This is a genomic window from Pseudomonas sp. CIP-10, from assembly GCF_020911845.1.
Lineage (GTDB): Bacteria > Pseudomonadota > Gammaproteobacteria > Pseudomonadales > Pseudomonadaceae > Aquipseudomonas > Aquipseudomonas alloputida.
This window is the reverse complement of the sequence record NZ_CP087161.1, coordinates 285,846-309,835: the sequence shown is the minus strand read 5'-3', so window position 1 is coordinate 309,835 and position 23,990 is coordinate 285,846. Positions and strand designations below refer to the sequence as shown.

Sequence of the window (23,990 nt, the reverse complement as noted above, 5' to 3'; positions counted from 1 at the left end):
ACCATCGGTCCGTGCGGCATCTGCGTCGACGCGGCGTTTTGATCTTGCCCAGCAGCCGTGGACACGGGTTTAAGCACACATCCTGGCCTCGAAGGCCTCTGGGCTGATGTGCCCCAGCGTGCTGTGTCGCCGCTGGCGGTTGTAATCGGTTTCGACGTATTCAAACACGGTTTCACGCATCTGGGCGCGGCTCGTGAAGCGCTCGCCGTGGATGCACTCGACCTTCAGGCTGTGGAAGAAGCTCTCTGCACAGGCATTGTCGTAGCAGTTGCCTTTGGCGCTCATGCTGCATCGCAAGTGATGGGCGCGGATCAGCTCCTGGTAAGCCGCTGAGCAGTACTGGCTGCCGCGGTCGCTATGCACGATCACGTCATTAGGCTGCCTGCGTCGCCACAGCGCCATGTGCAAGGCATCGCAAACCAAGTCGGCCGTCATGCGCTCGTTCATGGCCCAGCCGATCACCATCCGTGAATATAGATCGATGACCACTGCCAGATACAGCCAGCCTTCCTCTGTATGCAGGTAGGTGATGTCACCCACCCATTTCTGATTTGGCGCAGATGCCTTGAAATCCTGCTTGAGCAAGTTCTCTGCCACTGGCAGGGAGTGCTGAGAATTGGTCGTGGCCTTGAACTTCTTGGCGGCCTTGGCACGCAGTCCTTGCCGTTGCATCGAGGCGGCTACCGTCTTGCGATTGCAGGGTAGGCCGGCTTCCCGCAGGTCGTGGCACAGCCGTGGAGCCCCGCTGCGGCCCTTGCATGCGCTGTATGCCTGAGCGACCTGCCGATCCAGTTCGGCTCTTCGCCGCTGGCGCATTGACGGCCTGCGAGAGCACCAAGCGTAGTAACCGCTGCGGGCAACGCCCAACACGCGACACATGGCCTGGATCGAGAAATGCGCGGTATGAGTCCTCATGAAGGCGTACTTCACTTGAGGCTCTTGGCAAAGTACGCGGCGGCCTTTTTTACGATGGTCAGCTCCTCGGCGTGCTCGGCCAACAGCCGCTTGAGTCGGGCATTCTCGTCGGCCAGCGACTGCTCGCGCTCGCTGCCGGCCTGAGTCTGGTGCTTCTTGCTCCGCCAGCCGTAGAGCTGGGAAGCATGCAGGCCGAGCTGTTCGGCAGCCTTGCTGACGCCAATGCGCTCGGCCAAAGCCAGCGCTTCGTCCTTGTAGGCTTGGGAATGGCGGGTGCGGGTCTGTTTCATTGGGGTTGCTTGTCTTGCCATGATTCACCTCGTTGCAGTTTATCGCTTAACGGGGTGTCCACTGGGACTGGGCAAGATCATTTCGCCTCGGAAGCGGTGATGATGGCGATAACGCCTCCACCCTCTACGCGATCACCGATCCGGCGACCGAGCATAAGGGCCTGTTGATCGACGTGTTCGATGAAATCTGCTACCGCGACCCAGTTCAAGAGTCGGGACCTCAATGTAGAAGAAGTTGACTAACGAGCATTCGCGTCATCCGATCAAGCAAGCTGGAGACATTTATGAAAGCCATTGGTTACAAGGTTCCGGGACCCATCGCCGCGGATGCCGCGCTGGTCGACATCAATCTGCCTCGGTCTGTCGCTGCAGGATACGATATCCTGGTTGAGGTGAAGGCCGTCTCGGTCAACCCGGTCGACTACAAGGTCCGCAACAGCACGCCGCCGGCAGATGGCGATTGGAAGGTGCTGGGATGGGATGCCGCCGGGATTGTGCGCGAGGTCGGCCCCGACGTCACGCAGTTCGAGTTAGGCGACGAGGTCTATTATGCCGGATCGATCACACGGCCCGGTACCAATGCGGAGTTCCATCTCGTCGACGCCCGGATTGTCGGTCACAAACCTGCGTCGCTCTCCTGGGCGGAAGCGGCGGCGCTGCCGCTGACGACGTTGACGGCCTGGGAGGCGATGTTCGACCGCCTGGACGTGGCGAAGCCCGTACCCGGTGCGGCGGAGGCGATCCTCATCATCGGTGGCGCGGGCGGGGTTGGGTCGATCGCCGTCCAGATCGCGCGACAGCGCACGGACCTCACCGTCATCGCCACAGCCTCTCGACCGGAAACCCAAGAGTGGGTAAGAGGGCTTGGAGCTCACCACGTCATCGACCATTCTCGTCCGCTCGCGCCACAGATCGCCGAACTCGGCATCGGTGCTCCCGCTTTCGTCTTTTCGACCACACATACCGAGCAACATGTCGCCGACATCGCCGAACTGATCGCCCCACAAGGACGGTTCGGACTGATCGACGATCCCAAGGCATTCGATATCATGGTTTTCAAGCGCAAGGCGGTGTCGATCCACCACGAGCTGATGTTCACGCGGTCGATCTACGGCACGCCCGACATGAATGAGCAGGGCGAGATTCTGGATGCGATGGCAGCGCTGGTTGACGACGGCAAAATCCGCACGACGCTGACCCGGCGACTGTCGCCGATCAATGCCGCCAATCTGAAGACGGTGCATGCACTGATCGAAAGTGGCGCGGCTAAAGGCAAGATCGTCCTCGAAGGCTTCTAACGACCGCGATCGCCAAACATCTTGTCCAACCTCAAAAAGCCGAACGGGTTATGCCCCAGCGATGAGAATCCCATGACCAAATCTATTGCCACCGCCTCGATCAACCGCGAAACCGCAGTCGCCCTCATCGACGCGGCGCTCGCTGCGGCCCGTGCCATCGGCATCCCGGCTGCCGTCGCCGTCGTCGACGCCACCGGTAACCTGCGCGCGTTCGAGCGCACCGACGATGCGCCGTTCCTTACCGTCGATGTTGCCATCGACAAGGCCTGGAGTTCCGCCTCGTTTGGGTTCCCGACCCATGTCTGGAACGACTATGTGACCAACGATCCAAAAGTGGCGCCGCTAGCCTATCGCCCTCGGATGGTCGCTGTCGGCGGCGGTTATCCGATTCTGGAGGATGGGAAGTTGATCGGCGGCATAGGCATCTCCGGAGGCAACTATCAGCAGGATCAGGATGCGTGCGTCGAGGCACTCATGAAAATCGGGTTCCAGTTGCCAGCCTGACGACTGTGAGGCCATCACCGGTGGTAATGGCCAACAGATCCAACCTTTGAGAGGCCTAATGATGGAAGCGTTCGTCGTCTTTACGCGGGAAGAAACCAGCGACCCACATGCACTCGCAACCTATTCTGCAGGCGTCGGACCATCGTTCGATGGTCACGACGTTACCTTTCTCGCCGCTTATGGCGCGATCCAGCATTTGGAGGGGCCGCCCATCGAAGGGGCCGTAATCTTGCGTTTCCCGACGATGCAGGCCGCTCGCGACTGGTATGACAGTCCCGCCTACCAAACCATCGCTGCTCAACGCTTTGCCGGTTCCCGTTACCGCGCCTTTATCATTGAAGGGCGGCGGTGACATACCGACAGAAGCACTTCGGCGCTGACCACGAGGTATCGGCGTGTGAACTCGCATCTTGGGAATCTGTGGGGGGGACCAAGACAGCGGCGCTAGGGGCTCATATCGTCGATCGGATCAGAGAGTTGCTCGGCGAGAATGGGTTATCTATTGCCGAGCTGACGGAGCGGAGCCGCCCTCTCCCAACGGATTGATTCAATCGTTGACGCTCCTCCTATCCGGATCCGGGTTTTCGCACGCTGATCAACAGAGTTACAGCGCGCAACGCCTGTAGTGGGCATCAGGGGATGGGTGGCAATCAGGATGATTGCCCACCTTCCAACGATTAACCTTGCTCAAGTTGCTTCACTAGTCGCTCCGCGTCGAGATGGAAGTCCGAGAAAACAATGCTACCGCCAGCGTCGATAACCGTAAACCACGGAGTTCCTCGTGTGCGGTAGTCTTCCATGAAGGTTGGAAACGGCGAGCCGGTCGGTTGCTCGTCGTGACCGAAAACGATAGGAAGCTCATACTTGAGCTGGTTCACGCGCAACTTCTCGAAGGTATTCTCATGCGTTCCTTCGAAGACGGTCTGGATCACTGCGAACCCCACGTCTTTTGAGCTCAACGCTGCATGCAACTTTTGTAGCGTCGGAAACCCATGCAAATGGCAACCTTGGCACCAATGCTGGAAGGCAAACAAGATTTTCGGGCCGGGCCCGATATCTGACAGTTTGAACGGCGCGATACTTTCCCCATCTTTGCCAATCCATTTTTGCACCCGCAGCTCAGGCGCTTGTCGTTCGATCTCGTTCATCTGATCCTCCAACCCCGATACAGAAGCTTAGTGGATGATCGCGCGTCGCGACGGTGCGCGAACGTCCGACCTTATTTTCCCTATTTCCTGAAGCCAGAATAGATCAGATCGACATTTCGTCCTTAATATACTCAAGCTGCCGGCGAGCGCGAACTGGGCAACCATGCGCTGGTGAGCCTTGAGCTTTGCACGCTGCCCATCCGTTTGAGAGCGAACCTGCAACTTCCGCTCCGCATACCGCAGATCAGCGTACGCAGCCTTGGGGTTATCTACCCTATAGCCATTGGGTATTGGGAATCATGCTGGCCTGACGCTATGTTCGATACGCGATTTTTTACGATGATAGAGCATCTGTATCTGATTTTTAGTCGATTGGCTTATTCGGCGGATGTGCGGGCAAATGCTTTACGCAGAGTACTGAAATGAAGGCCGGCTTCGGTCTGCCGTATCGAGCAAGAGGGGTCACTATGGTCACCAGAGGTTTCACCGGTCGCGGTTCAGGCGACCAGTCCGATCGGATTCCGCCAGGTCAGCATCTGGTGGAGGATTTCCCTGTTCTGTCGGCCGGCCCTACGCCGAGGGTAGAGCCCTCCGACTGGAAATTCACAGTCAAAATTGGTCCGAAGCCCGTCAAAACGTGGAATTGGGGCGAATTCAACACTCTACCAAAGACCCAGGTGACAAAGGATATTCACTGCGTCACCTCTTGGTCCAAACTGGATACCGTTTGGGAGGGTGTACTCATTGAAGACATCCTTGCAGATGCAGAGCTTGATCGGCCTACCGATTTCGTCTTGGCGCACTGCTACGATAATTATTCGACAAACGTCCCTCTGACGGATCTGCTTTCCGGGAAAGCGATGGTCGCCCTCAGTTATGCGGGCAAGCCACTTTCCCGCGATCATGGGGGGCCGGCGCGTCTTCTAGTGCCGCACCTTTACTTCTGGAAATCCGCCAAATGGGTGAATGCGCTGCAATTCACGACGCGTGACGAGGCCGGCTTTTGGGAGCTGCACGGCTATCACATCTACGGCGATCCGTGGCGCGAACAACGATACACCCATGACTGAAAACGAAGCGCAAGTCCGTTCGTGGCAATCATGCGTGATCGACGACATCATCCAGCAAACACCGAGTATCAAGAGCTTCTTCCTTCGGTTGAGCAAGCCGTTCGCGCACACCGCAGGTCAGCACGTCGATATCCGGCTGACCGCGCCCGACGGCTACAGTGCAATGCGCAGCTACTCGATCGCGTCATCGGCAGTTTCGACCCCGATCGTCGAGATAGCTATCGAGCGCATGCCGGATGCCGAAGTTTCGCCGTTTTTTCACGACATCGCGGCGATTGGTGACGAAATCGAAGTTCGCGGTCCGCTCGGTGGCCATTTCCTTTGGCCTGAGCCTGCCATAGATCCGGTTCTGTTGATCGGGGGAGGCTCCGGCCTCGTGCCGTTGATGGCAATGATCCGGCAGCGCCGCGCATTGGCCCAAGCCGTTCCGACAGCGTTGCTCCTGTCCGCACGAACCGCCGAGGACGTTCTCTTCTCAGAAGAACTTCATTGCATCGAAATCAGCGATCCGGCGTTCGTCCTGGCGCTCGCGATTACGCGCGAGAAACCGGTTCGCGCATCGGACTTTGCGCGACGGATCGACGGCATGATGGTCCAAGAAATTCTAACCAGGCTTCAGGGAAAGCCGACGCAAGTGTTCGTCTGCGGGTCTAACGGATTCGTCAACATCGCAACCGATAGCGCGCTGCTGGCGGGCTTGGACGCCTCCATCATCAAGACGGAGCGCTACGGGGGCTAGCGGCGCGAGCTATCTCACGTCGCGCCGATCGTAGACGTGCGCCCTGGGAAGCTTTGGCGATCAACGTGAACCGTTTTGCCGAACACAGTCTTCGTACCCCCCGGCCTCTAGAACGCCTTCGCTCGCGATACCTGGCTCGACATCAAGCTCAATTTGAAAGTTCCTGCACTATCCGTCGTCCTGATATGCTCGACCAGCATGATGGGCGATTCGAGCGGGACCGCTTCCGTCCCAATCGAGGCTCGGTTACCTTAGAGCATCGGCTCGGCGCTACAGGAGGCGCGTGCGGCCTCTGCCTGGCGGTGAAAGCACTTTGGGCCATGTCGCCTGGATAGCGGCCAATCGTCAGCATCTGCTCCGATGTCGGCCAAGGTGCAGTCGCCATCTTTGAACGCCGCGAATTGGAGATCAACGCCATGACAGCGATCCGCGTGCAACTGCCGGAGATGCAATATGACAACTGATGTATTGCTGTACACCACGAATTGGTGCCCGTTCTGCCGCCGAGCGAAGGCGCTCCTCAAGGAAAAGGGCGTGCGATGGAAGGAGCTCGATATTGAGGCGGATCCGGCTCACCGGCAGGCCATGGCGGAAGCGTCGGGGCGAAGCTCCGTGCCGCAGATCTTCATCAATGGCACCCTTATCGGTGGCTCCGATGAGCTATTCGCGCTCGATGTCAGAGGCGAGCTCGACAAACTTCTCGGGCGCAACCCGCCTGCCACCTGAGGAGGTGCGGCTTGGGGCAGCCAGCCCGCGAGCCTTCGCCGGTTGATGAATACAAAAGGAGAGTCCGTTGGTCTCAGCCATCTGGAAAGACACTACTATCGCCACAAGCGACGAAACAGTCATCGTCGAGGGAAATCACTACTTCCCACCGTCAGGAGTCGACCTGAGCCTGCTTGAGATGAGCCCGCACACATCTGTCTGTCCGATCAAAGGCGCCGCGCGCTTCTTTCATGTTCGCGCGGGTGACGCGCTCAACGTGAACGCCGCTTGGACCTATCCCGCCCCCACTCCGGATGCCGAGGGTATCCGGGATTACATCGCTTTCTGGAAAGGCGTGGACGTTGCCTAGCAGACTGGACGGACGACTTCGCTGATAGCCATGCGGGCGCCGACATCTCAATTATCCTGCCCACCCCGGGCCTCGTCGGCTGCAGGAATCTGCCCGGCACCTTAGCGCGACCCGGCACTGGCGGTCTCGCACCCGCCGCGCCTCTGTTCTATCAATAAGGATGGATGACATGGAGCATTCCGAGTTCGATGCCGCTTTCGCGAAGCTTGCGGAGGGATACAGAGAAGGGACTTATGAAGGCCGGCGTTTCAGCTTGATCGTCCGGCGATCTGGGGACGGACGTCGCAACAGTCTGTTCGCCAGGGAGTTGGACGGGACTGACATTGTCAGCTTCAACCTCTTCCGCGTTACATCAGATAGGACATTGTTGAAGCCGTGCGAAATGTCCGCCGAAAAGGTCGTAGCGTTCGTGCTGGAGTTCCGACCGGACACCTGACGGGCAGAAGAAGATCCCGGCCAACCGGCGCGCCTGCGACGGCCGGCTATCTAAGGCTGCGCAAGCCTATAGCCGCAGCTCATTGCACTTCGTCTGGCGAGGAATTCAACATCGATACGTCGCCATCCGCGGGGATATCGGTACAGGCGCCCGTGTAAGCCAGATTGAGAAATCCTAAGCGATGACTAACACCAATGACGCCACCCTTCCGACACATTCTATTCTTGAGGAATGCACAGCGATGGCTGTCGTCAACGCTCTGAAGATTATTCTGAAGAACAGCTACGCGATCTACCTTAAGACAAAAAATGCCACTCGGGCGCATCCCGCCCCTACTTCAGGGACTTTCACTTGCTTCTCGCTCTGTCACTCACAGCATCGGCACGCCCATGACGCATGGTATCCAGGCCTCATAATTTTCCCATATAACCTTCTTGTCTTTTGCGCACCCAGAAAGACTCGAGGCTTTAACTGGACAGATGAGCCCTCGAGGGTAGTGTTCACCTGATTGGCTTTCTCATATCTGATGTTGATTCGCACAGTGTGCCAACCAGGTGATAGTTTCAAAAAACCTGCGCTTCAGAGCGAATTAGACGATCTTCGATAAGAGCGATCCGCCTCAAAATCCAAAACATCTAACATTGTCCTAGAGCCATATTTGTACCTAGTACTATGGCGCTCCCATTAACACATTTGATGATGCACAGAAAACTTAGCTCATGATAGCTTTCAGCTAACAGCTATTCGGAAGCCCGAAAGGATTCAACCGTTTAAGCGTGAACCGTCGATTATAAATACTTTCGTAAGTTAGCTTTAAAGGACGCTTTTAGTCCTTGTAAATACGCATTACGACTCCACAGCTACCAAATCCATACGGCGCCAGCAACCATTAAAACACCCGACACTACTAAAACAATAGTAGAGGCGCGATTGCTGCCTTTCAAAGTATGACCAACACCCACATCCATAACTAGGTGTCGAATTCCGGCTACGAGATGATAAATAAATGAAGAGTATACCAACCAGAAACTAACTTTGCCGAAAGGTGAAGAAAAAATCTCCTTGACTTCATTAAAACCCTTTTCTGACTCCAACGATTTGCTCAGCATATACAGTATCAGTCCCAGAAAAATAAAGAGCATAATTCCTGAAATCCGGTGCAGAATCGATGTAAGCGCCGTGAGAGGAAGCTGAATGGTTCGAATATCAAGATTAACCGGCCGCTTTTTATTCATTTTGACTCCAGTCAACAATTCTAGTGGGGGATTTCAGTTTTCGATCTCATTCATCATAGCAGCTGTAACTGGGGTTTGGGGAGCAATGGAACAGAAAGTGCACTTAAGCCCTACCAGCGCCGTTCAGAGCCTTCTTCCCAGGCATCGGCTTCGATAAAGCAGTTGCGCATGTCGGCTTCCTGGCTGATCTCGGTCAGCAAGTCATGCACGGTCTTGTCCAGCTCATCGTCGCTCCGATACGGAATGGCCAGTTCGTAGTTGCCCGACTCCAGCCGTTTCATACTGTAGGGCTCCAAGCAGTAGCGCTCGATATTTTCCTTGGCCCGTTTCCGGCCGCGAACGAACTTGCTGTTGTTCACCACCGCCAGGCGCAGCGTGACGGTGGCCACCTGCTCGGCGGCGGGCTCTGCCGGCGACGCGACATTGCGTTGCTGACCTCGCGGCTGGGCGCTCTTCTGGTGTGCGCCGATCTCAACACCACGATGGCGCAGGTAGCTGTACAGCGTGCTCTTGGAGATGTGTAACTTCTCGCCGATGGCGCTGACGCTCAGGCGGCCCTCGCGGTACAGCGTCTCGGCCGCCATGGAGGTGGCCTCGGCCTTGGCTGGGAGGCCCTTGGGACGGCCACCGATCCGGCCCCGCGCCCGCGCGGCCGACAAACCCGCCTGAGTCCGCTCGCGGATCAGCTCGCGCTCGAACTCGGCCAGCGAGGCAAACAGGTTGAACACCAAGCGACCTTGGGCGTGGGTGGTGTCGATTGGGTCATTCAGGCTCTGCAAGCCGACCTTGCGCTCTGCCAGCTCGCCGACCAGCTCGACCAGGTGTTTGAGGGAGCGCCCGAGGCGATCCAGCTTCCAGATCACCACGGTGTCGCCCGCTCGAACATGGGCTAGCAACTTGTCCAACTCCGGCCGGGCGCTTTTCGCGCCGCTGGCGATGTCTTGATAGATGCGTTCGCACCCGGCCTGTTTCAGGGCATCGACCTGGAGGTCGGCGTTCTGATCCCGAGTGCTCACCCGCGCATAACCGATCTTCATCAAAAGTACCGTTTACTCGACTACGTTAGTAATAGTTGAACTTTGATTAAGCGTACCAGTTATTTGAACCGTAGCGCAGGTAGGTTAACCAGCCGATTTGTCGTTTTCAGAAGACGGCTGCACTGAACGTCAGAAGCCGACTGCACTATAGCAGCGGAGGGGTTGGATCCATCAGGCAACGACGGGCTGCTGCCGGCCATCAGCGGACGCAGGGAGGACTTTCCGCAACCGGCCGTTCGATGCGGCACCGATGGCCTTCGCGCAGGGGTAGTGAATCCGCCAGGATTGACTTGCGCTGCCCTACCTCTCACTAGTGAGGGGCGGCAGCGCATCAAGCGGTGAGCGCACTCCGGCACCGCCAACTTTCAGCACATGCGTGTAAATCATCGTCGTAGAGACGTCGGAATGGCCGAGCAGATCCTGCACGGTTCGAATGTCGTAACCGCTGCGGAGCAAGGCCGTCGCGAACGAGTGGCGGAGGGTGTGCGGTGTGGCGGGCTTCGTGATGCCTGCTTGTTCTACGGCACGTTTGAAGGCGCGCTGAAAGGTCTGGTCATACATGTGATGGCGACGCACGACACCGCTCCGTGGATCGGTCGAATGCGTGTGCTGCGCAAAAACCCAGAACCACGGCCAGGAATGCCCGGCGCGCGGATACTTCCGCTCAAGGGCGTCGGGAAGCGCAACGCCGCTGCGGCCCTCGGCCTGGTCCTTCAGCCACCATGCCCGTGCACGCGACAGCTGCTCGCGCAGGCTGGGTGCCAAGCTCTCGGGTAACATCAAGGCCCGATCCTTGGAGCCCTTGCCCTCCCGCACGATGATCGTGCCGTGATCGAAATCCAGATCCTTGACCCGCAGTTGCAAACCCTCACTGATCCGCATGCCCGTTCCATACAGAAGCTGGGCGAACAAACGATGCTCGCCTTCCAGAAAACCGAGGATGCGAACCACTTCATCCGGGGTCAGCACCACCGGCAAGCGCCGCGACGGCCGAGGTCTTCCGATCTCCTGAAGCCAGGGCAGATCCGTGCACAGCACCTTGCCGTAGAAGAACAGCAAGGCCGCCAATGCCTGACGATGCGTGGAGACCGAAACCTTGCGCTCGTTCGCCAGCCAGGACAGAAATGCCTCGACTTCGCTGCTGCCCAAGGTTGCCGGGTGACGCACACCGTGGAAACGGATGAAGGCACGAACCCAGTGGACATAAGCCTGTTCGGTTCGTAAGCTATAATGCAAGTAGCGTATGCGCTCACGCAACTGGTCCAGAACCTTGACCGAACGCAGCGGTGGTAACGGCGCAGTGGCGGTTTTCATGGCTTGTTATGACTGTTTTTTTGTACAGTCTATGCCTCGGGCATCCAAGCAGCAAGCGCGTTACGCCGTGGGTCGATGTTTGATGTTATGGAGCAGCAACGATGTTACGCAGCAGGGCAGTCGCCCTAAAACAAAGTTAGACATTTAGGGCACCCATCACATGAACAATCATTATTCATTCATTGGCGGTTCCGAAGGTTCATGGCGAGTCACAAGCTGTGAAACCGTCATTGGCATGCCTCTTGAAATGGTGCAAAGGGTCAATGTCGTTAATATGCCCTCAATCAATTTGGTCGAACGTGGCACCTGGACACTTCAAGGCTTTACAAGCAATGTACGGTACGCTGAACGGCAGGAGATCAATCAACTTCGTGCAAAGCAGGAAGACTTAAATCGTCCTACGTCATCATGTGCAGCGCTCATTCCAATAAAGAAAAGTCCAGAGTGGTGGGCCATGTCGCAAGAGGAACGGCGCAATATTTTTGAAGCACAGTCACACCACACAGAGATTGGGCTGGCTTATCTTCCAGAAATCGCAAGACAACTGCATCATTCTCGTGATCTCGGTGAACCGTTCGATTTCTTAACTTGGTTCGAGTTCGCCCCGGAGCATACTGCCTTATTTAACAAACTATTGGCACAGTTACGTTCATCAAAGGAGTGGGAGTACGTCGAACGCGAAATAGATATCCGACTTGTGAAAAATTTCTAACAATTGGTTCAAATCGCTCGCTGTGCTCGCCGGGACGGGCTAAAGCCCGCCCCTTAACCAAACGTTGAACGACAGCTTTCCCAAAAGCTCTACGGCTGCTCTGGGTCGACACCGGTAATCGGATCGTTGCCGCACTGAACAGCGCCCCGTTCCAGGTCGCCTCCATTTATGCGGCTGAACCGAGGGAGAGCAGCTTTACGCCGTCTGGCCGCAGTTCGCCCTTGGGCGACACGTGCCGGTAGAGCGTCTGCCGGGTAATCCCGAGTTCTTCGCAGAGATCGCCCACCTTGGTTTCCGGTTGCCCCATGCTGGCCATCGCCAGGCGTAGCTTGGCGGCGGTCATCTTGAAGGGGCGCCCCCCTTTCCTGCCGCGAGCGCGCGCCGAGATAAGTCCAGCGACTGTTCGCTCGGAAATCAACTCACGCTCGAACTCGGCCAGCGCGGCAAAAATACCGAACACAAGCTTGCCGGCGGCAGTCGTCGTGTCGACCGCCGCACCGTGACCGGTCAGGACCTTCAGGCCCACGCTACGCGCAGTTAGGTCGTGCACGGTGTTGATCAGGTGGCGCAGATCACGGCCAAGCCGATCGAGCTTCCACACGATCAGCGTGTCCCCTTCACGAAGCGCCTTCAGGCAAGCAGCCAACCCTGGGCGATCATCGCGCCTGCCCGAGGCCAGATCCTCGTAAAGGTGCGCAAGGCTCACACCAGCGGCGATGAGCGCATCGCGTTGCAAATTGGTGGACTGGGATCCGTCCGCCTTCGATACCCGCATGTAGCCGATCAGCACCTTTTCACCCGTCACGTATACGTTCGATTATGTGACAGTGTGAGCCAGAAAGTTCTCGCCGTCAAAAACTGTCACTTAACCCGTCATTTAGTCTAAGACCTGCAAACGGCCATTCAGGCTCGTAATGTGACAAAAACTCCGGCGGGATGCCCTCCTTGGTGAACGTGGCGCGCAAACGTTCCAGGGATTCGGGGTCGCGTCGCCCGTAGGACGCCAGTGTGAACAGCAAGCGGGCCGTCTCCGGGTTGTGTCGCGCTTCAATGATGGCCTCATCGATGGCCTGGGCTGCTCGTTGCCAGTGGTTGATGGGTTCCGGCTTCGGCACCTTCGCCGGCAGGCCGTTGGTGAAACCAGTGTGCGGCTCCGTCCAACGCCGCGACGTCCGCAGCGTAGTGGTCCATGTCGTGGCCGTCGCTCACCTGAGCGGACCGGCCGTGGCCGCGCCGATCGTGCGCGATGACGCGATAGCCCAGGCCAACGAAGAACAGGGCCTGGCTATCCCAATCGTCACCGCTGAGCGGCCAGCCATGGTGGAACACGATTGGCTGGGCGTCCTTCGGGCCCCAGTCCTTGTAGAAGATCTCAACGCCATCTTGGGTAGTCACTGTGCTCATGGTCATGATTCCGCGGTTGATGGAAGGAGAGTGGACGGACGAGAGTGCAGCGAAGGACGCCGGGGAAACGGCAGCCAGGGCCGCGGCACTCAAGCCTAGCACCAGAAAATCTCGCCGGTCCGGGCTGGCAGGCCCGAAGGTTTTGGTATTGCTCATGGGTGACTCCTTGTCAGTTGGCTAGCACGGGAGCAACAAGGGCTCCCGTGCCTGGTTGGGAAATTGGTTCTACCCGCGGTCAGCGTCCTTCCAGCTTTTTCACTACCTCGTCGGTCGTCAGCAGACCGTTGGCAATGTAGCGGAAGTCGACCAGTGCACTACCGTAGCCGTCGCCGTCAGGAAGCTTCGGTCCGGCGATGGCGTCACGTACGACGACCACCTCGAAACCGCGCTCCAGAAACTCGCGAAGATGCGATTCGACGCACAGGTTGGAGGCCATACCGGCAAGGATGATCTTGTCAACCCGCTGCTTATGCAGCTGCAGCATCAGGTCGTTGCTTTGGGGGCCATACAACTTGTGCGGTGATGCGACGATGGTCTTGCCGTCTTCAATGAAGGGCTTGAACTCCTGCATGAAGTCGGCACCCGAGTTACGGAATCCATCCAGCGTCAAGGCGCCCTTGCGATCGAAGAGGCCAAGCTTGTGCTGAACGGTCTCCGTCGGCGCCTCGTACTCCCATTTATGATCGTGGGGATAGTAGTAGTGCGGCGAGATGGCGACGGTCGTTCCAGCCTTCTTGGACGCCGCGAAGAGCCGGCGCAGATTCGGGACCAGGTTTTGCTCGGTAACGCTCGCACCGAACACCGGCCAGCCTGCACCCTCCGGGCTCATGAAGTCGATCTGCGGGTCGATCACGACCAGAGCGGTTCGACTTAGATCCCATTCAAAAGTGGAGGCCGGGAGCGCGGGCTTGACCGGGTCGGCATAGGAGTTCTCGGCGGCGAAGCTGATGCCAGGCGCCATCAGGATGGCCCCCAACACGGCGGCGTAGGAGAGCATTGTCTTGGGGTGAGTCTTGTTGAAGGTCATTTGCATGTCCTCGAAGTGGGGTGGTGCGAGTACGGTACGGCGAGAGGCTGGTACGAATAGGACATTTGTCCCTGGATTTCGGCCGACAAGCGCAGCCACCTCGAGTGAGGCGGGTGCACTTGGATGGCCAGACGAGCGCTTCCAGGCGAATGGCCGGATCTGGCAACGGCCGAGCCCCGTTGTTGCACCCGTTGACCTGCCAAACAGGAGGCGCGTCTAATGACTCTTCTGCCGGGCTATTGGCGTTCAGGTCATGCCACGTCACGTTTGTTTCTTGGTTTATTCGGGCTTCGTATTGCTGGATTTGAGTGGCCCGCTCGAAGCCTTCTCCAACGCCAATAGCGCGCGCCCTTCGGGCTATCGATTCACGGTCGCTTCGCTTGAGGGCGGGTTGATCCGCGCCTCGAGCGGACTGCAGGTCGCGACCGAAGCATTGGAAGTCGTCGACCGCCTCGACACGCTCATCATCGTCGGCGCACCGGCCGCTCCGATCGGTGACTGGACGATGTCGATGGCGACCGCGATCCGGCACATGTCCCTGCGCTCTCGCCGCACGGCCAGCGTCTGTACTGGCGCCTTCGTGCTGGCCGAGAGCGGCCTGCTCGACGGTCGTGTCGCTACCACGCATTGGAACTATGCTCCGCAACTGCAGGCTCGCTATCCGTCGCTGCGCGTGGACGGAGATCGAATCTGGACCGAAGACGGGAATGTCTGGACGTCCGCAGGCATGTCGGCTGGCATCGACATGGCCTTGGCCATGATCGAGCAGGACCTGGGCAAAGAGGTGGCGCGCTCCGTCGCACGCATGCTGGTTGTCTACTATCGACGGCCAGGTGGTCAGTACCAGTTCTCTTCGCTGCTGGATTTCGACCCTGGCTCAGATCGCATCCGCACGGTGCTGAGCTATGCGCGCGATCATCTGCGTGATGATCTGTCAGTCGAGCGCTTGGCTGACGTCGCGCATATGAGCGTGCGTCAGTTTGGCCGTGTATTCGCGGCATCCATCGGGGTGACGCCGGCCAAAGCGATCGAGCGCCTTCGCATCGAGGCGGCAAGGCCGCTGGTTGAGGGCGGGCATCAGACTTTCGAGGAGATCGCCAGGAGCGCCGGATTCGGCGATGCCGATCACATGCTGCGCTGCTTCGTGCGAGTCATTGGGCGGACGCCACAAGAACTGCGCCGGAGCGTTCGTCAGGCCAACGGAGATGGCGGATCCGGGAGCAAGGCAGACCAATAGTCCGCGCTTGCGAAGGTTCGAGGGCCTGATGATGCGGCTATACGCACGCCGTGGTCGATCCCGGGAACCTCACTGACTAAAGGCCCCATCACAATGCGCGCGTTTGGCTTGCATGCATGTGGGGTGAAATTAGAGAAGCTAAAATTAATCTGTCCCCTTTACCATTGCCAGGCTGCGTGAAGGCGCGGATCAACCTTCTGCAGAATCACCGTTGAAGCCTGGCTTCGCGATTGACCCTTCCGCGAAAGGAGGCTTGCCGGAAGATGTCCGCTCGATGGAAGGGGTGGGCGTCTCCACGCAGATGCCTCTTGTCCTCAGCTCCAGGTGCTTGAGGGAACTTCGATCCAAACAGCCCGGGCCAAGGCAACGAGGCGGTCGTTCGGTGCGTAGATGGCCGTACCAGCTAGACGCTTGCGGCCCTCCACCCCCAAAGGCCAGCCGAGGACAATACAACGATCCCCAGGCTTGACGACGCCCAAGATGGAGGCGGCCAGTTCGCCGAGAACAATCGCGACGCCATCGGGTAGCGGGAAAGAAGTGAAAGCTCCCGTGCAGTCGAGCGCCGCCCACAAGAATTCTGGCCGCAGGTTTCCCGATTTGTCGGCGAGCGACGCGTCGGGCGTCCACGGCGCAGCAATCGTGGAGGTGTTGTTCAGCGGGCCAGGAAAGATACATAGGCCGTCGTTTTGCGTGCGCTCTGGCCCGCACACAAAGCAACCAGGAAACCTATGGCTTTTGAACCCAATGAACGACTGTGCTGCTTCCTCTGCTTCCTCGTACGAGGGCCCGGGGGTGCCTGAATGCTTAGTTGAGAACGCTTGGCTTCGCGTTGCCGCTGTTCCTCTGGTTGCTGTGGCTGAGCCGCGGGGCGGGGGAAGGGCGGCTCTCGCTGGCGGATGGGGCGCGCATCCTGCTGCTGGGGATGTTCGGCTATTACCTGTCCAGCCTCTTCGATTTCTACGGGCTGGAATACATCAGCGCCGGACTGGAGCGCCTGATCCTGTTCACCTATCCGACGCTGATCCTGCTCTTCCAGGTCGTGATTTTTCGCGAGCGGCCGAGCCGACGCACGCTGCTGGCCATGGGCGTCTGCTACATGGGGCTTGGGGTGGCGCTCCTGCACGACATCAGCACCGCGGGCATGGGTGGGCAGGTCATCCTGGGGGCGGCCTGGGTCTTCGCGAGTGCCGTTACCTATGCGCTGTACTATCTGGGCACCGGCGTCATGCTGAAGCGCCTCGGTTCGATGCGGCTGGCCGGTCTGGCGGGCAGTGCGTCGGCGCTGATGGTGCTGGTTCACTACGGCGCCTCGACCGACATGGCCCAGCTGCTGGTGGTGCCGCGGCCGGTATGGTGTTGGCGCTGATGGAAAATTGACCCACCCTGCCGATTGAAATTTGACCCAGGGCGGATTGCTGATTTTGTTACCAGCAACTGTGGATAAGTCTACCAGCGCAGCTGCTGTTGCCCCCACTCCTTCGTTAGCCCAGTTCAGTTGTTTAAGACCTGCCACATGCAGCCATGTAGCAGGCCGTCGTCGCCATGAAATCAGAACGGCTCATCGTCCTCCGGTTCTTGGCCGCCCTTACGCTTTCGCTCCCGTGATTTGATCTTGGCCTGGGCCGCCAAGCTACTGTGTTGCAGTCGATAGGACTCGTTACCGGTTTCGACGATGTGGCAGTGGTGGGTCAGCCGATCCAGCAGGGCGGTGGTCATCTTGGCGTCGCCGAACACGCTCGACCATTCGGCGAAGCTCAGGTTGGTGGTGATCACCACGCTGGTGTGTTCGTACAGCTTGGACAGCAGGTGAAACAGCAACGCACCGCCAGCCTGGCTGAAGGGCAGATAACCCAGTTCGTCGAGGATGACCAGATCCATGCGCAGCAGAGCTTGGGCGATCCGCCCGGCTTTGCCGTCGTGCTTTTCGCGCTCCAGCAGATTGACCAGATCGACCGTGGAGTAGAAGCGCACGCGCTTGCCGTGCCGGGTGATGCCGGACACGGCCAGCGCAGTGGCCAGGTGGGTTTTACCGGTGCCAGGCCCACCGATCAGCACCACGTTCTGCGCGGTGTCGGTAAAGGCCAGACTGGCCAGTTCGCTGATCAAACGAGCGTCTGCGCTGGAGGCGCTGAAGTCGAAGCCGGCCAGGTCGCGGTGCATCGGCAGCTTGGCCATGTTCATCTGGTGGCTCACCGAGCGCATGGCGCGATCTGTGTGCTCTTGTTCCAGCAGGTGTTCGAGCAGCCACTTGGACGAGGCTGTGTTCGACTCACCCTGCGCAGTCAACTCCGCCCAGGCCGTGGCCATGCCGTGCAGGCGCAGCTCCTTGAGTTCCGCCATCAAATCACGCATGACCGATCTCCTCGGTCTGGCCACGCAGGCGGTCGTAGCGCGCCGTGTTAGCGACGGGGGCTTCCTTGAGCGACAAGTGGGTTTCGACGCTGGGTGGTGGTTCGGTCGCGGCCAGGCGCGCCACGACATTGAGGATGTGTTCGGCGCTCAGGCTGCCGCTTTCCAGTACCAGCTCAACAGCCACCAGCACCGCATCGAGCCCGGCGACCGGTACGGCAGCCAGAACTTGCGCCATGATCCGGTCACCGCCGGCATGACGCCCCAGACCGTGCTTAAGCTGACGCAGCGGCGCCGGCAGATCAGCAAAGGGCGCGCCGTTGCGCAGCGCACCGGGCTTGCGTTCGATCAGCGGGAGGTAGTGCTGCCAGTCATAGCTGACCTGGTCGCGATCCAGCAAGCGGACATGGCTGGCGATCAGCGCGTCGTCAGCCACCACCTCGATTCGCGTCGGATACAAACGGCTGCTGACCCACTTACCCGCATACTCACACGGCACCGAGTAGCGGTTGCGCCCGACGCTGACCAGGCAGGTGCTGGAGACCCGCGCAGGCCGCTCGACGTAACCGTCGAATGGCGCTGGCACAGGCATCAGTTCAGCGCGCTCCAACTCCAGCACTTCGGCCACACTCAGCCCGCTGTATTGAGGGTGCGTCAGCTCGTTCCAAAGCGCGCGGCAGCGCTGGCCCAGCCAGGCATTGAGTTCCTCGAAGGAGTGAAACTGACAGTCCTGGGCGTCTAGCCAGATACGCCTGCGGCTGTCTTGCACGTTCTTTTCAACGATGCCCTTTTCCCAACCAGCGGCGACGTTGCAGAAGTCCGGATCGAACAGGTAATGCGCGCACATCACCGCAAAGCGCGCATTCACCGCCCGGCCTTTGCCCTTATTGACCTTGTCGACGGCGGTCTTCATGTTGTCGTAGATGCCCCGGCGCGGCACGCCGCCCAAGGAGCCGAACGAGCGTGTATGGGCGTCAAATAACATCTCATGGCCCTGGCTCGGATACGCCACAAGCCAGAACGCACGGCTGGCACACAGCTTCAGATGTGCCACCTGCATACGCCGGTAAATGCCGCCGACCAGCAAGCCTTCCTCGCTCCAGTCAAACTGAAACGCCTCGCCAAGAGCAAAGGTCAGCGGCACAAAGGCCTGCGACGCCTTGCCCTGTCCCCCTCGCCAGGCACGGATAAACGCGGTGAGCTGGCTGTAGCCACCGTCATAACCTTCGGCTTTGATTTGCGCCAACAGCGCCTTGGCACTGCGCCGCTGTTGCTTGGGCCGCAGCGAATCGGCTTTTAGCGCCTGCTCCAGCGTGGCGTGAAAAGGGCTGAGTTTGTTGAAGATCGCGCGGCGTTGGTAGACCGGCGGCTTGGCCTCAGGTGCTCTGACCCACTTGCGAATCGTGTTGCGCGCCAACCCGGTGCGCTTGGCTATCTCATGCAGCGACAGCTTGTCGCGGAAATACATCCGGCGAATTTTGCCCATCATTTCCATACTGATCACCCTGTGTTCTCCTGCTCAAAAATTGAGCAGAAGCAGTTGAACACCTGGGTCAGTTTTCAGTCGGCAGAACAGCCTCTACTGGGTCAGTTTTCGGTCAGCGGCAACAATGGTATGGTCTGTGCGTTCTGACTCGTCAAGGATCGGCCAATGGATCGTTTGTCTAATTTGCTCTCGCGGTTCGGCGTGCGGGCCAATCTGTTCTATGACGGCGACCTATGCGGCTCTGCATCTTACGATGGCGCCGAGCGGCGAGGTTATATCCATCTGCTTCAGGCCGGCAGCGTGACGTTGCTTGGTCCCGATCGCAAGGATTTGCAGCTCACTCGCCCTAGCTTGATTTTTATGCCACGCCCCGCCAAGCATCAATTGTTTGCGGGTGAGTCCGATGGCGCAAAGTTGTTGTGTGCTTCCATGGAGTTTGAGGGCGGAATTGATAATCCTTTGTCGGCTTCATTACCGGACTGTTTGGTGCTCGCACTCGATGATCTGCCCATGCTGGCAGACACGTTGGAGTGGATGTTTGCCGAGGCGGCAAATGTGCATTGTGGAAGGGAAGCCGCGCTTGAGCGCTTATTTGAGCTCCTAATCATTCTGTTGCTCCGTTACCTGCTCGATCATCACCAGTTGCGCACCGGAATGATGGCTGGACTGGCCGACATGCGGCTTGCCCGATCGCTTTTACAGATGCACAACTCCCCGGAACATGCCTGGTCAATAGCAGAGCTGGCCAGTGAGTCAAATATGTCACGCGCTGCGTATGCCGTGCATTTCAAGAGTGTCATCGGACAGACGCCTGCTGATTATTTGTTGAGTTGGCGAGTTAGCCTGGCTCAGAAGCTGATGCGAGAAGGGCGCTCGATTACGCTGATTGCAGCTCAAGTCGGCTACGAAAGTCCTTCGGCGCTGTCTCGCGCATTTAGACGCAAGACGGGGTTGAGCCCTCGTGACTGGTTGAAAGATCTGGCGGGGGAAAATGATGGCAAAAAGGCCTAAGGCATTACTGCCTTAAGCCATTGAAAAAATTATGCATTAATTTTACGTTTTTCCAGTTCAACCAGCGAATGGCCTGCCACAAATATCGAAACAGCAAGCAACCCTAAGTCTTTAAGCAGAAACTGACCTGGCGCAACGGAAATCGCCGGAAACCCTAAACTAGGCTCAATGACGCCCGGAGTGGAAAACATAAAGCTAAGGGTTGTGAAGAACAGGCCTGCAGACAGAGCGCCTCCTACCACGGATAGTTTGGGCGACAGCATGCGGCCTGCGATCAGAGTGCCGATCGAAATCTCTAGTATGCCGAGCAGGCTGGAGAACATGTCGACCGAAAAAATGCTATACACCCATCCCAAAAGCGGGCTGTTGCTCACCAGTGGAACCAGGCCCTCGGCCTCGTAGTGGGTAAATTTCATGCCGCCGAACCAGAAGTAAATAATAGCGAGAGCCAAGTACGCGCCATAGATACCTAGCCCCATAGTTTTGGTTCCAAGCGTTAAGTGGGCCTGTACGCTGGACTTCGAGTTTTCAATGCCTATGGTTTTCATGTCTGAGCTTCCAGTAGTGAGTGAGAGTGTGTTGGCTGCCGAACGCCGTATGCGTTGGCGATGAGATTATTATGGCTGGCATCTCTAATCAAGAGGCATCAGAAAGTATTGATTTCAGTGCAGATCGTCTTGGGCGGTGCAATTCGCGATGAAGGGGGTCGCCTCAGAAAACGGAAAATAAAGCACGCTAAGCCGGTTGCAGCGGTCGTAGCGGCCTGAACTTGCCCGCGCCGATCTTGGCGCTGCTGCGCCAGAGGTAATCGCCGGTGAGGTTGATGTGCTCCCAACCGAGCGGCGACAGGTACTGCAACAGCGCGTCATCAACGGCATGGCCGTTGCCACGCAGCGCGTGCGCAGCCCGTTCCAGATAGACCGTGTTCCACAACACCACGGCAGCCGTTACCAGATTGAGGCCGCTAGCCCGGTAGCGCTGCTGCTCGAAACTGCGGTCGCGGATTTCACCCAGGCGGTTGAAAAACACTGCCCTGGCCAGCGCATTGCGCGCCTCGCCCTTGTTCAGGCCGGCATGCACGCGGCGGCGCAGTTCCACGCTTTGCAGCCAGTCCAGGATGAACAGCGTGCGCTCGATGCGGCCCAGCTCGCGGAGCGCCACGGCCAGGCCGTTCTGGCGTGGGTAGCTGCCGAGCTTTCGGAGCATCAGGGAGGCCGTCACCGTGCCCTGCTTGATCGAGGTGGCCAGCCGCAGGATTTCGTCCCAATGGGCGCGGACGTGCTTGATGTTGAGCGTGCCGCCGATCATGGGTTTCAGCGCGTCATAGGCGGCGTCGCCCTTCGGGATGTAGAGCTTGGTGTCGCCCAGGTCGCGGATGCGCGGCGCGAAGCGGAAGCCCAGGAGGTGCATCAGGGCGAAGACGTGATCGGTGAAGCCCGCCGTGTCGGTGTAATGCTCCTCGATCCGCAAGTCGGACTCGTGGTACAGCAGGCCGTCGAGCACGTAGGTCGAATCGCGCACGCCGACGTTCACGACCTTGGTGTGAAATGGCGCGTACTGGTCAGAAATGTGGGTGTAGAACGTCCGCCCTGGGCTGCTCCCGTATTTCGGGTTGATGTGGCCGGTGCTCTCGGCCTTGCTGCCGGTGCGGAAGTTCTGGCCGTCCGACGATGAGGTGGTGCCGTCGCCCCAGTGCTCGGCGAAGGGATGGCGGAACTGTGCGTTGACCAGATCGGCCAGCGCCGCCCCGTAGGTTTCGTCGCGGATGTGCCAGGCTTGCAGCCAAGCCAGCTTGGCGTAGGTCGTGCCGGGGCAAGACTCCGCCATCTTGGTCAGGCCCAGGTTGATCGCGTCGGCGAGGATCGTGGTCAGCAACAGGTTCTTGTCTTTGGCCGGGTCGCCCGATTTCAGATGCGCGAAATGCCGAGTGAAGCCCGTCCATTCGTCCACCTCCAGCAGCAGTTCGGTGATCTTGACGTGCGGCAGGATCATTGCCGTCTGGTCGATCAGCGCTTGGGCGGTGTCGGGTACCGCCGCGTCGAGCGGCGTGATCTTCAAGCCTGACTCGGTGATGATGGCGTCCGGCAGCTCGTTGGCCGTCGCCATACGGTTGACGGTGGCAAGCTGTGTTTCCAGCAGCGTCAGCCGGTCGTTCAGGTACCGGTTGCAGTCGGTGGCCACGGCCAGCGGCAATTCGCTGGCCTGCTTGAGGCTGGCGAATTTCGCGGGCGGCACCAGGTAGTCCTCGAAGTCCTTGAACTGGCGCGACCCCTGCACCCAGATGTCGCCGGAACGCAACGCGTTCTTCATCTCCGACAGCGCGCATAGTTCGTAGTAGCGCCGGTCGATGCCGGTGTCGGTCATGACCAGCTTCTGCCAGCGCGGCTTGATGAACTCGGTCGGCGCGTCGGCGGGCACCTTGCGGGCGTTGTCGCTGTTCATGCCGCGCAGCACCTCGATGGCGTCGAGCACGTCCTTCGCGGCGGGAGCGGCCCGCAGCTTGAGCACGGCAAGGAATTCCGGCGCGTAGCGGCGCAGCGTGGCGTAGCTTTCGCCGATGCGGTGCAGGAAATCGAAGTCCTCGGGCTGCGCAAGCTTCTGCGCTTCGGTGACGCTCTCGGCGAAGGCATCCCAGGACATGACGGCCTCGATGGCGGCGAACGGATCGCGGCCCGCCTGCTTGGCCTCGATCAGCGCCTGGCCGATGCGGCCGAACAACCGCACCTTGGCGTTGATCGCCTTGCCGGACGCCTGGAATTGCTGCTGATGCTTGTTCTTGGCGGCGTTGAACAGCTTGCCCAGGATGCGGTCGTGCAGGTCGATGATTTCGTCGGTGACGGTGGCCATGCCCTCGATGGCAAGCGCCACCAGGGTGGCATAGCGTCGCTGCGCCTCGAACTTGGCCAGGTCGGCGGGCGTCATCTGGCCACCCTCACGGGCGATCTTGAGCAGGCGGTTCTGGTGCACCGACCGCTCGATGCCAGAAGGCAGGTCGAGCGCCTGCCACGCTTTGAGGCGTTCGATGTGTTCCAGCATGTGCCGCGAATTCGGTTTGACGGGCGATTGGCGCAGCCAGGCCAGCCAGGTCGTTTTGCCGTTGTCCCGACGCTTGAGCAGATCGTCGAGGCGGCGGCGATGCGCGTCCGACAGCGGTTCGGCCAAGGCATCGTAGATGCGCCGGTTGGCGCGGGTGATTGCTTCGGCGCTCGCCCGCTCGACGGCGTTGAGGGCAGGCAGAATGACCGACTGCTGCCGCAGGTGCTCGATCAAGGTGCTGGCCAGCACGATGCCCTTGTCGGTCTGCAAGGCCATCTCGGTCAGCAACTGGACGGCCTGCCGGTAGTGGCCCATGGTAAAGGGCTGGAAGCCGAACACCGTTTGCAGTTCGACCAGGTGCTCGCGCCGGGTCTGCTCCCGCTGCCCGTATTCGTCCCAGCTTTCGACGCTGACCTTGAGCTGGTCGGCGACCAGTTTCAACAAGGGCGGAAACGGCGGCTCATCGACGCCCAGGATGACACCAGGAAAGCGCAGGTAACAGAGCTGCACGGCGAAGCCCAGCCGGTTGGCCGGGCCGCGCCGCTGCCGGATGATGGAGAGGTCGGTTTCGCTGAACGTGTAGTGACGGATCAACTCATCCTTGGTGTCCGGCAACGCCAGCAGGCTTTCGCGCTCGGCGGCGGACAGGATTGAACGACGTGGCATA

22 protein-coding genes and 3 pseudogenes are annotated in these 23,990 nt (G+C 59.1%); 12 read left to right on the top strand and 13 right to left on the bottom strand.

Annotated features, from left to right (window positions below; all coding sequences use genetic code 11):
- Positions 1-69: 69 nt before the first annotated feature.
- Positions 70-1,226, bottom strand: a protein-coding gene (locus tag LMH93_RS28635) for an IS3 family transposase (RefSeq protein ID WP_096010363.1) whose coding sequence is annotated in 2 segments (ribosomal slippage) — positions 70-968 and positions 968-1,226 — 1,158 coding nt in all. Because the reading frame shifts where the segments join, the coding sequence is not laid out codon by codon here.
- A 263-nt stretch (positions 1,227-1,489) separates the two neighbouring features.
- Here LMH93_RS28635 and LMH93_RS28630 point away from each other — a divergent pair.
- The 3 genes from LMH93_RS28630 (at position 1,490) to LMH93_RS28620 (ending at position 3,359) form a co-directional block, all read left to right on the top strand.
- A complete protein-coding gene (locus LMH93_RS28630; RefSeq protein WP_060495436.1) occupies positions 1,490-2,503 on the top strand; it encodes a zinc-binding alcohol dehydrogenase family protein in 1,014 nt (337 codons plus the stop codon).
- Between the two features lie 72 nt (positions 2,504-2,575).
- The gene (locus tag LMH93_RS28625) at positions 2,576-3,007 is read left to right on the top strand and encodes a GlcG/HbpS family heme-binding protein (protein WP_005006001.1); all 432 of its coding nucleotides are present in this window, start codon (positions 2,576-2,578) and stop codon (positions 3,005-3,007) included.
- 58 nt (positions 3,008-3,065) lie between these two features.
- On the top strand, positions 3,066-3,359 hold the full coding sequence (locus LMH93_RS28620) for a DUF1330 domain-containing protein (protein ID WP_010591688.1): 294 nt from the start codon (positions 3,066-3,068) through the stop codon (positions 3,357-3,359).
- 325 nt (positions 3,360-3,684) lie between these two features.
- Here the strand turns inward: LMH93_RS28620 and LMH93_RS28615 are convergent, their stop codons facing one another.
- Positions 3,685-4,155 carry a TlpA family protein disulfide reductase gene (locus LMH93_RS28615; protein ID WP_003464979.1) on the bottom strand — a complete coding sequence of 157 codons (471 nt, stop codon included), beginning with the start codon at positions 4,153-4,155 and terminating at the stop codon, positions 3,685-3,687.
- Between the two features lie 467 nt (positions 4,156-4,622).
- Between LMH93_RS28615 and LMH93_RS28610 the strand changes: the two genes are divergently transcribed.
- From LMH93_RS28610 to LMH93_RS28590, 5 genes are all read left to right on the top strand, one after another.
- A complete protein-coding gene (locus tag LMH93_RS28610) occupies positions 4,623-5,225 on the top strand; it encodes a sulfite oxidase-like oxidoreductase (protein WP_003464980.1) in 603 nt (200 codons plus the stop codon).
- Complete coding sequence (locus LMH93_RS28605) at positions 5,218-5,964, top strand: ferredoxin reductase (protein ID WP_002118292.1); 747 nt, start codon at positions 5,218-5,220, stop codon at positions 5,962-5,964. The genes LMH93_RS28610 and LMH93_RS28605 overlap by 8 nt, the downstream gene beginning before the upstream one ends.
- Before the next feature lie 453 nt (positions 5,965-6,417).
- Entirely contained in the window at positions 6,418-6,690 is a 273-nt protein-coding gene (grxC, locus tag LMH93_RS28600) for a glutaredoxin 3 (protein WP_005005995.1), read from the top strand.
- A 67-nt stretch (positions 6,691-6,757) separates the two neighbouring features.
- The gene (locus LMH93_RS28595; protein ID WP_003464986.1) at positions 6,758-7,039 is read left to right on the top strand and encodes a DUF427 domain-containing protein; all 282 of its coding nucleotides are present in this window, start codon (positions 6,758-6,760) and stop codon (positions 7,037-7,039) included.
- Positions 7,040-7,208: 169 nt separating this feature from the next.
- Positions 7,209-7,475 carry a hypothetical protein gene (locus LMH93_RS28590; RefSeq protein WP_003464988.1) on the top strand — a complete coding sequence of 89 codons (267 nt, stop codon included), beginning with the start codon at positions 7,209-7,211 and terminating at the stop codon, positions 7,473-7,475.
- Positions 7,476-8,335: 860 nt separating this feature from the next.
- On the opposite strand, the gene sdhC is transcribed toward LMH93_RS28590, so the two are convergent.
- The 3 genes from sdhC to intI1 form a co-directional block, all read right to left on the bottom strand.
- The gene (sdhC, locus tag LMH93_RS28585) at positions 8,336-8,710 is read right to left on the bottom strand and encodes a succinate dehydrogenase, cytochrome b556 subunit (RefSeq protein WP_005005993.1); all 375 of its coding nucleotides are present in this window, start codon (positions 8,708-8,710) and stop codon (positions 8,336-8,338) included.
- A 110-nt stretch (positions 8,711-8,820) separates the two neighbouring features.
- Complete coding sequence (locus LMH93_RS28580) at positions 8,821-9,747, bottom strand: recombinase family protein (protein ID WP_004574516.1); 927 nt, start codon at positions 9,745-9,747, stop codon at positions 8,821-8,823.
- A gap of 300 nt (positions 9,748-10,047) precedes the next feature.
- Complete coding sequence (gene intI1 / locus LMH93_RS28575) at positions 10,048-11,061, bottom strand: class 1 integron integrase IntI1 (protein WP_000845048.1); 1,014 nt, start codon at positions 11,059-11,061, stop codon at positions 10,048-10,050.
- 160 nt (positions 11,062-11,221) lie between these two features.
- On the opposite strand from intI1, the gene LMH93_RS28570 reads away from it, so the two are divergent.
- Complete coding sequence (locus tag LMH93_RS28570; protein WP_082412261.1) at positions 11,222-11,773, top strand: chlorite dismutase family protein; 552 nt, start codon at positions 11,222-11,224, stop codon at positions 11,771-11,773.
- Between the two features lie 166 nt (positions 11,774-11,939).
- Here the strand turns inward: LMH93_RS28570 and LMH93_RS28565 are convergent, their stop codons facing one another.
- The 4 genes and pseudogenes from LMH93_RS28565 to LMH93_RS28550 all read right to left on the bottom strand — a co-directional run bounded on the left by LMH93_RS28565 (position 11,940) and on the right by LMH93_RS28550 (position 14,204).
- Complete coding sequence (locus LMH93_RS28565) at positions 11,940-12,563, bottom strand: recombinase family protein (RefSeq protein ID WP_003155741.1); 624 nt, start codon at positions 12,561-12,563, stop codon at positions 11,940-11,942.
- A 61-nt stretch (positions 12,564-12,624) separates the two neighbouring features.
- Positions 12,625-12,933, bottom strand: a pseudogene (locus tag LMH93_RS28560) (TniQ family protein); the annotation flags it as partial.
- A pseudogene (locus tag LMH93_RS28555) lies at positions 12,884-13,333 on the bottom strand (alpha/beta fold hydrolase); the annotation flags it as partial. The pseudogenes LMH93_RS28555 and LMH93_RS28560, both read right to left, overlap by 50 nt.
- A 79-nt stretch (positions 13,334-13,412) precedes the next feature.
- Entirely contained in the window at positions 13,413-14,204 is a 792-nt protein-coding gene (locus LMH93_RS28550; RefSeq protein WP_082412262.1) for a cysteine hydrolase, read from the bottom strand.
- A gap of 253 nt (positions 14,205-14,457) precedes the next feature.
- Between LMH93_RS28550 and LMH93_RS28545 the strand changes: the two genes are divergently transcribed.
- Both LMH93_RS28545 and LMH93_RS28540 read left to right on the top strand, forming a co-directional pair.
- Entirely contained in the window at positions 14,458-15,441 is a 984-nt protein-coding gene (locus LMH93_RS28545; RefSeq protein ID WP_054895170.1) for a GlxA family transcriptional regulator, read from the top strand.
- 817 nt (positions 15,442-16,258) lie between these two features.
- Positions 16,259-16,795, top strand: a pseudogene (locus LMH93_RS28540) (DMT family transporter); the annotation flags it as partial.
- 194 nt (positions 16,796-16,989) lie between these two features.
- Here LMH93_RS28540 and istB read toward each other — a convergent pair.
- The gene (gene istB, locus LMH93_RS28535; protein ID WP_010454871.1) at positions 16,990-17,793 is read right to left on the bottom strand and encodes an IS21-like element ISPst3 family helper ATPase IstB; all 804 of its coding nucleotides are present in this window, start codon (positions 17,791-17,793) and stop codon (positions 16,990-16,992) included.
- Positions 17,786-19,285, bottom strand: a complete 1,500-nt coding sequence (istA, locus tag LMH93_RS28530; RefSeq protein WP_024012635.1) for an IS21-like element ISPst3 family transposase — start codon at positions 19,283-19,285, stop codon at positions 17,786-17,788. The genes istB and istA overlap by 8 nt, the downstream gene beginning before the upstream one ends.
- 156 nt (positions 19,286-19,441) lie before the next feature.
- Here istA and LMH93_RS28525 point away from each other — a divergent pair, with 156 nt between their 5' ends.
- Complete coding sequence (locus tag LMH93_RS28525) at positions 19,442-20,287, top strand: AraC family transcriptional regulator (RefSeq protein WP_003464995.1); 846 nt, start codon at positions 19,442-19,444, stop codon at positions 20,285-20,287.
- A gap of 29 nt (positions 20,288-20,316) precedes the next feature.
- On the opposite strand, the gene LMH93_RS28520 is transcribed toward LMH93_RS28525, so the two are convergent.
- Both LMH93_RS28520 and LMH93_RS28515 read right to left on the bottom strand, forming a co-directional pair.
- On the bottom strand, positions 20,317-20,835 hold the full coding sequence (locus tag LMH93_RS28520; protein ID WP_003464991.1) for a YkgB family protein: 519 nt from the start codon (positions 20,833-20,835) through the stop codon (positions 20,317-20,319).
- Positions 20,836-21,022: 187 nt separating this feature from the next.
- Complete coding sequence (locus LMH93_RS28515; RefSeq protein ID WP_001138070.1) at positions 21,023-23,989, bottom strand: Tn3 family transposase; 2,967 nt, start codon at positions 23,987-23,989, stop codon at positions 21,023-21,025.
- Position 23,990: the final 1 nt, after the last annotated feature.